Genomic DNA, 8,372 nt, shown 5'->3' with positions numbered 1-8,372 from the left:
CCCCCCCCCCCCCCCCCCCCCCCCCCCCCCCGCCGCTTTGTCATCGGACGCCACCAGGCCCATTGGGTTCGGCCAAGGTCATCCGGTTCGGCCGGCGCATCGGGTACGGCCAGGGCCACCGGGGCGTCGTCAGGCGGAGAGCTCCCGCAGCCGCACCGAGAGACACGTCACACAGCCCTCGAGCTTCTCGAACTCCCCGATGTCCACCGGCACCGGCTCGTAGCCGAGACCGGCGAACAGCTCCGCGCTCCTCGGCGCGCTCGCCGCCATCAGCAGCCGTCCCCCGCCCAGCAGCACCACATGCGCGCCCGATTCCTCCGGCACGGGCAGAAAGCGCGGGAACAGGGACGTGTCCGGCACCAGCGGCGGGTATCCGACGACCGTGCCGTCGGGCAGCGCCGTCACCGCCGACTTGAGGTGGAGCGTCCGGCTCACCGGAACGGCGACCACGCGCGCCCCCAGCGGCTCGAAGGCCGCCCTGAGCTGGCGGACGCCTTCCGCGTCGGTCCGGCCGCTCCGGCCCACGTACACCGTGTCCCCGATCTTGAGGACATCGCCGCCGTCCAGGGTGCCGGGCTCCGCGATCCGCCGCACCGAGCAGCCCAGCCGGATCAGCGCCTCCTCGACGGCCGTGGTCTCCGCCCGGCGCTCCGGCGCGCCGGACCGGCCGATCAGGGCGACACCGCGGAAGACGACCACGGTGTCCTCGACGAACACGCCGTCGGGGCAGTCGTCCGCGGGGTCCACCTCGATCGTCTCCCAGCCGTGCGCGCGCAGGGCGTCGACATAGCCCCGCCACTGAACGGCCGCGAGCGCCGCGTCCACGGGCGTCCGGTCGACATGGGTGACGATGCCGTCCGCGAGACGCGGGCCGGGGCGGCGGACGAGCGCCTTCCGACGGGTCATGACGGGCTCCTTCGATCGCGGCGTTGAACGCGTGGGTCGATGCCACTAGCCTGCCGGAGCCCGCTCCGCTCCACGAACCGGCGCTCGCCGCACCGGTGTTCCTTCCGCCCCCTCTCCGGGGCGCGGCGGAAGGCGCCGTGACACCGTGCGCGCGCCGCCTGCCGACCGGGGGTCGCCGTCCCATGCCGCCGCAGGACCGCTCGTGACGCCGATGGCCGCGTGGGACCCGGCGACGACCCGTACGGAGCGAGCGCGCGCCCGGCGCTCGGTCGGGCCGCGGCCGGGCCGGGGGCCGGCCACGGCGACCGTACTGGCGGTGGTCCTGGCCGTCCTGGCGGCAGTACTGCTGATCGCCCTGCCCGGTGAGAGCCCGCCGGCACCCGGCTGCGAGAGCCGCCGGATCACCTCCTGGGCGGCGGACCGCACCACCACCGCGGAGTTCGCCCGCTACGGCGACGACGGGGCCCGCGCCGACGACTGGACCGGCGGCGACGGCACCCGCTCCGTACGGCTGCCCGACGGCCGCACCCTCTGGCTGTTCTCCGACCCCTTCCTCGGCCAGGTCAACGCCCCGCCCAACCCCGCGGGGCAGCCGCACCGCTGGCGCAGCGGGCCCGGCGGCTCCGGCCCGCCCGCCTGGCTGCGCAACGCGGCCGTCCTGATGTCCCCCTCCGGCCGGCTGGAGCGGACGCTGACCGGTGGCGCGCCCGGCCGCCCCGCGTCCCTCTTCCCCGAGCCGCCCGGCGCCCCCCAGCAGTGGCGCTGGCCCGTGCACGCGGTCGTCGAGCCACGCGTGCCGGGGGCGGCCGAGCAGGTCGTCAGGGTGCTGCTGTGGCACCGTACGGCCGGCGCCGCCCACCAGCCGTACGGAGTGCCGCTCGGCACCGAGGTCGCCACGCTCTCCCTGCCGGACCTCCGAGTGGAGGGCATCACCGCCGTCGGCGCCCCGCCGGGCGCCGGTGACCCCGCGCGCCGCGTGCAGTACGGCACCGCGGCGGTCCACGACGAGGACTGGACCTACGTCTTCGGCGGTGACGACGGCCCGTCCGCCGTTCCGCCCGCCCGCTCCTCGTCCGCCTACCTCGCCCGGGTGCCACGGGGCCGCCTCGCGGACCCGGCCGCGTGGCAGTACTGGGACGGCGGCGACTGGCGGCCCGACCCCGCCCGCGCCGCGCCGGTCCTCGGTGACGGCGGCCGTTACGGCGTCGGCAGCTCCTTCACCGTTCTGCGCGACGGGCGGACCTGGGTGCTGCTCACCATGGACGCCGGCGGCCCCGGCGCGGCCGGCCTGGCCACGGTCGCCTCCTACTGGGCCTGCTCCCCGCACGGGCCCTGGCACGGGCCGGCCGAGGGCTTCCGGCCGCCGCAGCCGCCGGACTCCGCCCCCCGGCCGGGCACGGCCGCCTACAACCCGCAGGCGCACCCGGCCCTCGGGGGCGACGGCCTGCTGCTGAGCTACGACGTCAACTGGCTCGCCGGACCGGCCGCCGTGGTCGAGGCCAACGCCAACCGCAACGTGGAGCTGTACCGCCCGCGCTTCGTCCGGCTCCGCCTCGGCCCGGCCGGCTGAGGGCCTGGCTCCCGCCCGCGGTCAGTAGCGCGCGCCCGCCGCCGTCGGCAGCGCGTCGAGCTCCGCGAGGTCCTCCGCCGAGAGCACCAGGTCGGCCGCCCCCGCGTTCTCGGCGAGGTACTTCGGCGTCTTGGTGCCCGGGATCGGCGCCACGTACCGGCCCTGTGCCACGATCCAGGCGAGCGCCACCTGGCCGGCCGTGGCGCCCAGCCGCTCGGCGATCTCCCGCACCTTCGCCACCAGCGCCAGGTTCGTCTCCAGCGCCTCCCGCTGGAAGCGCGGCAGGGAGCGCCGGAAGTCGTCGTCGGGCAGCTCGTCGAACGAGGCGAACCGGCCGGTCAGAAAGCCGCGCCCGAGCGGCGAGAACGGCAGGAACGCGATGCCCTCGCGCTCGCAGTACGGCAGGACCTCGGCCAGCGCGTCCCGGGTCCACAGCGAGAGCTCGGACTGCACCGAGGCGACGGGGTGCACCGCCTGCGCCCGGCGGATCTCCTCGACCCCCACCTCGGACAGGCCGATCCGCCGCGCCTTGCCGGCCGCCACCACCTCCGCCAGGGCGCCCCAGGTCTCCTCGATCGGCACCTCGGGGTCGACGCGGTGCAGCTGGTAGAGGTCCACGTGGTCGGTGCCCAGCCGCCGCAGGCTCTCGTCGATGGAGCGCCGCACGTGCTCGGGGCGGCCGTTGCGCACGTACCCCGGGGAGGTGCCCTCGGCCTGGCCGCCCGACAGCAGGCCCACCTTGGTCGCCAGTACGGCGCGCTCCCGGTACGGGCCGGCCAGCGCCCGGCCGACCAGCTCCTCATTGGTGTGCGGACCGTAGGCGTCGGCCGTGTCGATCAGTGTGACGCCGAGGTCCAGCGCCTGGCGGATCACCTCGATGGAGGTGGCGTCGTCACGGCCGCTGGGGTCGTAGGCGTGGGTCATGCCCATGCAGCCGAGTCCGATGACACCGATCTCCGGGCCGCCGGCGCCGAGCGTGGTGGTGCGCATGGTGAAGTCCTCCAGTACGGACGTCGAGTCGAACTGTTGCCTGATGCGGATCATGCTGTCCCTTGGAGTGCACTCCAGGTCAAACGCCCGCGCCCGGTGCGCTGTCGACGTCGGTTCCGCGCGCCTACGAGCGCTTCCAGCCGCCGTCGGCGGGCCAGTATCCGTACTGCGGGCGGCCGGCGGTCGCACTGGTGCGGAAGGGAGCGCCGCCGTCATCGATCCGGACGGTCCCCTTCCGCCCGTTGCCGGCCCACTCCAGCTCCAGGTACCAGCGGCAGTCGCAGCCCTCCGTACGGGCGTTGACGGCCAACACCACCGGATCGGTCGCCGTCACCCGGAACGGCAGTCGCACCGCCGGCAGCACCCTTCCGTCCCCGACACCGGCGTCGAAGCCGTCGGTGGGGCGTGCGAGGGGGCGGTCCGCGTCCAGGTCGACGGTGAAGGCGGTCGGCGTGAGCGAGCCACCGCAGCCGTTGTCCATGGCGTACGCGGACCAGGCGAGGGGGGTCCGCCGGTCCACCACCCGCACGTGCAGGGCCTGGAGCACCACCGCGTCCGCCCCGGCGCCCTGCACGGTCACCTGGAGGGACGTGGTGCCGCCGTGCACCGCCCCCTGCGCGCTCGCCCAGGCCGCCGCGTCCTGCGGCACGGGCGGGGGCGGCACGGCGGAGGGCGGCTTGTCGACGAGATAGCGGTGGTCGCAGCCCTGCTCCCACAGATGCGAGCGGGTGGTGAGCGTCAGCGGCGCACCACCGGGCGCGGCCGCCCCCGCGCGCCCCGGGTGCGTGCCGCCGCCCGTGGCGGCGGTGGGGGAGGGGGCGGACGCGCCCTCGGGCGCGGTGGCGCCGCCGGTGGCCGGCGCGCGGTCGCCCCGCTCCTCGGCGCCCGGTCCGCCGCCGGCGGCGTCAGCGGGAGCGGAGGAGGCGAACGGTCGCCGGTCGCCCGCCATTTCCGGCACCGCGCCGGACACCGACGCGGTGCCCCTCGGCGGCTGCTCGGGCCGGTCGTCCGGCGCCGTCAGCCGCAGCACCAGCAGCCCCACGAGCAGCGCCGCCGCCACCCCGCCGGCCACCAGAGCCCGGGAAGCGTGCGGCCACGAAATGCGCGCCGTGCCCTGCGCCGGAACTCCTGAGACCGCGTTGCCCGGCCGCCCGGTGGCTCTTCGCTCCTCCGCCGGCACGGCCCCCGCTACCAGGCGCAGCTCCGTGCCCTGCTCGCCGGGGCGCCCCTCGTCCCCGCGCTCCCCCGGCTCGCGTTCGGCCGCTCCGTGCACCTCGGCCGGCGCCTTCGCCGGCCTCCGCAGCGGCACCGTCGCCGGGGCGCTCACCGGCGCGGGCGCCGGGCCGCCGCGGCGGGCCGCGTCCGCCAGCAGCCAGCGCCGGTGGAGCTCCGTCCGCTCGGCGGCGGACGCCCCGCTCAGCCGGGCGAGCCGCTCCACCGGCGCGTAATCGGCCGGTACGGCGTCCCCGTTGCAGTAGCGGTGCAGCGTGGACGCGCTGATGTGCAACCGGCCCGCGAGAACGCCGTAGCTGCGCCCCGAACGCTCCTTGAGCGCGCGCAGACAGGCCGCGAACCGCTCGATCTCCTCCGACCCCGCCATGTCCTCACCCCGACGATCCCCGCTGGTTCTCCTCCGCAGCCGGCGCAGCGGCCCTCCGCGCATGGCCTCACGGCCCCGACCACTCCACGCCGCTCCCGGGGAACGTTCCGGGCGGGCGTTCCGGGGACCGCGCATTCCCCCTGGTCAGTGCCGGTGCGGGCATTCCGGCGTCCCGAATTGCCCCCGATTCCTTGCCCGTTCGGCGCCCCGCGGCACAGCCTGACGTGGTCACCGCCGGCGCCGCAGGGGCCGCGCCGGCCCTGATCGAGGCGCTCTCGACGCGCTTGCCGACCTCTGTCCTCACCGACGTTCACCATCGACCCGAACGGGGCACACCATGCGTCCACACCTCTCCTCCACCGCACGTCGCGCCATGGCCCTCGGCGCCGCCGCGCTCGCCCTGGCGACCGGCGCTGCCCTGGCCGCAACGGGGCCCGCCGTCGCGGCCCCCGTCACCACGCCCGGCTTCCTCGACGCCCAGGACCTGCCCCCGCACGCCCACTCCGCCTGGTACGCCGGGCCGGTCACCACCGGGCTGCCCGAGCACCCTCAGTTCTGTGCCGAGGGCGTGCTGCCGGAGACGGGCGCCGCACACCGCGAGTTCCGCACGGACCTGGAGACCGGTGCCACCCAGATCGTGATCAGGGCGGGCGGCGAGAGCGCGGCCGCACGGCTCGCGGCCGCCATCGAGAAGTCCGTGCGCGGCTGCGCGGCCCGCTACGAACAGGAGAACCCCGGAGGCAGCGCCTCCTGGCGGGACTACGGCACGCTGCCCGTCGAGGAGGGGGCCCACGTCCACGGCGTGCACACCACGTATCCGGACTCGGAGCGGAACATCCATCTGTTCGGCGTGGGCCGCGACGGCAGTACGGTCACCCTGGTCACCTGGGCTCAGTACGGTGACTTCACCGGCGCCCCCGTGACGGCGTTCCGGGCGACCACGCGCACCGCCGTCGACAAGCTCCACTGATCACCGCCGCGCCGCTGTCGCCGGCCGGCGCACCCTCGACCGCACAGGCCGCCCCGGGAGGGGCGGCCGCGCCCGGCCGGTTCTCACGCCTGGCGCAGCAGCGCGGCGAGGTCGCGGTCCATGTGGAGGTGCAGATGCTCCCGCCCGGCCGGCACCAGCGCGTACGACCGCTGGAGAAAGCGGCGCAGGCCGGGCGAGTCGAGCCGCACCATGGCCGTGCCGGCCGGCGCGTGGAACTCCATCACCACGAACTCGTCCCCGAACGGGCGGATGTGCACGTCCCCTTCGCCGGCGGGTTCCTCCAGACCGGTCGCCAGCAGATCGCGGGCGAAGACCCACGCCACGTCGGAGCCCACCAGGGAGGCCCGGGGTGGGAAGCAGATCCGCACGGCGAGCGGGTCGTCGCGCCGGTAGCGCAGCACGGCGGGAATGTCCTGCACCTGGGCCGCGGACGTGATGAGGCCGGCCTGTACGGCTTGGTCGATGACAGGTGACAACGCCTGCTCCCTCGCGGTCGTGCGGTCCTGATGCCAGGTCGGCGAGCGATCGCCGCCGCCGGACGATCGATGCCCGGTGCCGGTGATATCTGTCCGGGTCCTGGTCGCTGCAACCGTTAAGACGGCGGACGCCCCCGATCCGTGCACTGCCCTGGAACGTGATATCTGTCACGATTGGAACCGCATATTCCGGGGTTGAGGACGGGTTGGGGGCGAGCGCCCGCGGGGCCGGTTCCGGGTGCGGCCGCCGAACCGTTTCGGCGGGTGGGTCTCGCGAAGCGACTGCGGCGGGGCGGGTGCGGTGGGTGTGACCAGTGTGGCGAGCGGGGGCGGTGGGACCGGACGGGCGCCATGATCCTCCCGGGTGATATGACAGCCGCATGGTGTGGACTCGAGGGCCCTGGCCGACGACGGAGGCCGAGGCCGTGGCGGAACAGGAGCGGCTGCGCGGTCTCGTGGACCTGGTGGGCCCGGGGCCCGCGCCCGGCGCCACCGGGACGGTGGCCGGGGTCGACGTCGCCTACGACGAGGCGACGGACCGGGTGGCCGCGGCGGCCGTCGTCCTGGACGCGGAGAGCCTCGACGTCGTCGAGCGCGCCACCGCCGTGGGGCGCGCGACGTTCCTCTATGTGCCAGGACTGCTCGCGTTCCGGGAACTCCCGCCCGTACTGGAGGCATTGGAGAAGCTCTCGGCCCTTCCGGATCTCGTGGTGTGCGACGGCTACGGCGTGGCGCACCCGCGCCGGCTCGGACTGGCCAGCCACCTCGGGGTGGTCACCGGCCTTCCGTCCTTCGGCGTGGCCAAGACGCCGTTCGCCTTCACCCACGAGCCGCCCGGCCCCGCGCGCGGCGCGTGGTCGCCGCTGCTCGACGGCGACGAGGTGGTGGGCCGGGCGCTGCGCACCCGCGAGGGGGTCAAGCCCGTGTTCGTCTCCGTGGGGCACGGGGTCACGCTCGACGCGGCCTGTGCGCACACGCTGCGGCTCACACCGCGCTATCGGCTGCCCGAGACGACGCGGGGCGCCGACAGTCTCTGCCGGCGCGCGCTGGCGGACGCGCTCGCCACGGCGCGGGGTGGTGTGTAGGAGCGCCGGAGGGGCGCGAGGGGCGTGATGGGCGCGCGGCGGCGCGCTTCGCGGGTACGCAGGGGCCCTGGTTCGCGCAGGGGTCGCGCGGCCGCCAGGTCGCGTGGGGCCGCCGGAAGTCGCCCGAGGCGCGCGCGAACACTCGAAGGACACCCGCCCCGCCGCCTTCGGTCGGCGGCGGCATAGGCTCTCGATCATGTTCGTACTGGAGTTGACCTACACCGCGCCGCTGGAGCGCGTGGACGCCGCGCTCGCCGCGCATGTCTCCTGGCTGGAGGAGCAGTACGCGGCCGGCGTGTTCCTCGCCTCCGGCCGCAAGAACCCCCGCGACGGCGGGGTGATCCTCGCGGTGGGCGACGACCGCGAACGCATCGAGGAGATCGTCGCGAGCGACCCCTTCACGCGCGAGGGCATCTGCGCGTACCGCGTCACCGAGTTCATCGCGACCAAGACCGCCCCCGCCCTCGCGCAGTACTGCCAGCAGCTCCCGTAGAGGCCCCTGGAAGGCCCAGGGGAGCCCGGCGGCGCGCCGCGGCGCGTGTGGTTCGTCCTCTGGACGGTGCCGCGGGCGTGGGCTAGCTTCCAGCGCCATGAGGCGACGGGGAGCGCTGGGGTCATGGGTGTCGGCCGGTCTCTGTGGGGCGGTGCTCGCGGCGGCGTCGCTCGCCCCGGCGCACGCCGACCCACCACCGGACCGCAGAGGCGCCGCCCCCGTGACGGCGCTGGCCACCCCCACGCGCGTCGCCCCCGTCCC

Annotated in this window: 8 protein-coding genes; 4 read left to right on the top strand and 4 right to left on the bottom strand. The window is 75.8% G+C overall.

The features are described from left to right. Positions 1-129 precede the first annotated feature (129 nt). The gene (gene ddaH / locus ACSNOD_RS25005) at positions 130-906 is read right to left on the bottom strand and encodes a dimethylargininase (protein WP_436769297.1); all 777 of its coding nucleotides are present in this window, start codon (positions 904-906) and stop codon (positions 130-132) included. A gap of 211 nt (positions 907-1,117) precedes the next feature. Here ddaH and ACSNOD_RS25000 point away from each other — a divergent pair, with 211 nt between their 5' ends. Beyond that, entirely contained in the window at positions 1,118-2,476 is a 1,359-nt protein-coding gene (locus tag ACSNOD_RS25000) for a DUF4185 domain-containing protein (RefSeq protein ID WP_436769299.1), read from the top strand. Positions 2,477-2,497: 21 nt separating this feature from the next. Here ACSNOD_RS25000 and ACSNOD_RS24995 read toward each other — a convergent pair whose 3' ends face one another. Together ACSNOD_RS24995 and ACSNOD_RS24990 are read right to left on the bottom strand one after the other, a co-directional pair. Continuing rightward, positions 2,498-3,466 carry an aldo/keto reductase gene (locus ACSNOD_RS24995; RefSeq protein ID WP_436769298.1) on the bottom strand — a complete coding sequence of 323 codons (969 nt, stop codon included), beginning with the start codon at positions 3,464-3,466 and terminating at the stop codon, positions 2,498-2,500. A gap of 124 nt (positions 3,467-3,590) precedes the next feature. Then, positions 3,591-5,066 (bottom strand): helix-turn-helix domain-containing protein, encoded by a 1,476-nt coding sequence (locus tag ACSNOD_RS24990; RefSeq protein ID WP_436769296.1) that lies wholly within the window; start codon positions 5,064-5,066, stop codon positions 3,591-3,593. Positions 5,067-5,403: 337 nt separating this feature from the next. Here ACSNOD_RS24990 and ACSNOD_RS24985 point away from each other — a divergent pair, with 337 nt between their 5' ends. Continuing rightward, positions 5,404-6,036 (top strand): hypothetical protein, encoded by a 633-nt coding sequence (locus ACSNOD_RS24985; protein ID WP_436769295.1) that lies wholly within the window; start codon positions 5,404-5,406, stop codon positions 6,034-6,036. Positions 6,037-6,119: 83 nt separating this feature from the next. On the opposite strand, the gene ACSNOD_RS24980 is transcribed toward ACSNOD_RS24985, so the two are convergent. Then, on the bottom strand, positions 6,120-6,533 hold the full coding sequence (locus ACSNOD_RS24980) for an SsgA family sporulation/cell division regulator (RefSeq protein ID WP_436769294.1): 414 nt from the start codon (positions 6,531-6,533) through the stop codon (positions 6,120-6,122). Between the two features lie 380 nt (positions 6,534-6,913). Between ACSNOD_RS24980 and ACSNOD_RS24975 the strand changes: the two genes are divergently transcribed. Continuing rightward, positions 6,914-7,618 (top strand): endonuclease V, encoded by a 705-nt coding sequence (locus ACSNOD_RS24975; protein ID WP_436769293.1) that lies wholly within the window; start codon positions 6,914-6,916, stop codon positions 7,616-7,618. A gap of 196 nt (positions 7,619-7,814) precedes the next feature. Next, positions 7,815-8,111 (top strand): YciI family protein, encoded by a 297-nt coding sequence (locus ACSNOD_RS24970; protein WP_436769292.1) that lies wholly within the window; start codon positions 7,815-7,817, stop codon positions 8,109-8,111. Positions 8,112-8,372 lie beyond the last annotated feature (261 nt).

Origin of the sequence: Streptomyces sp. URMC 123 (assembly GCF_051386515.1) — a bacterium.
In the GTDB taxonomy this organism is placed as follows: domain Bacteria; phylum Actinomycetota; class Actinomycetes; order Streptomycetales; family Streptomycetaceae; genus Streptomyces.
This window is presented reverse-complemented; position numbering and strand designations above follow the sequence as displayed.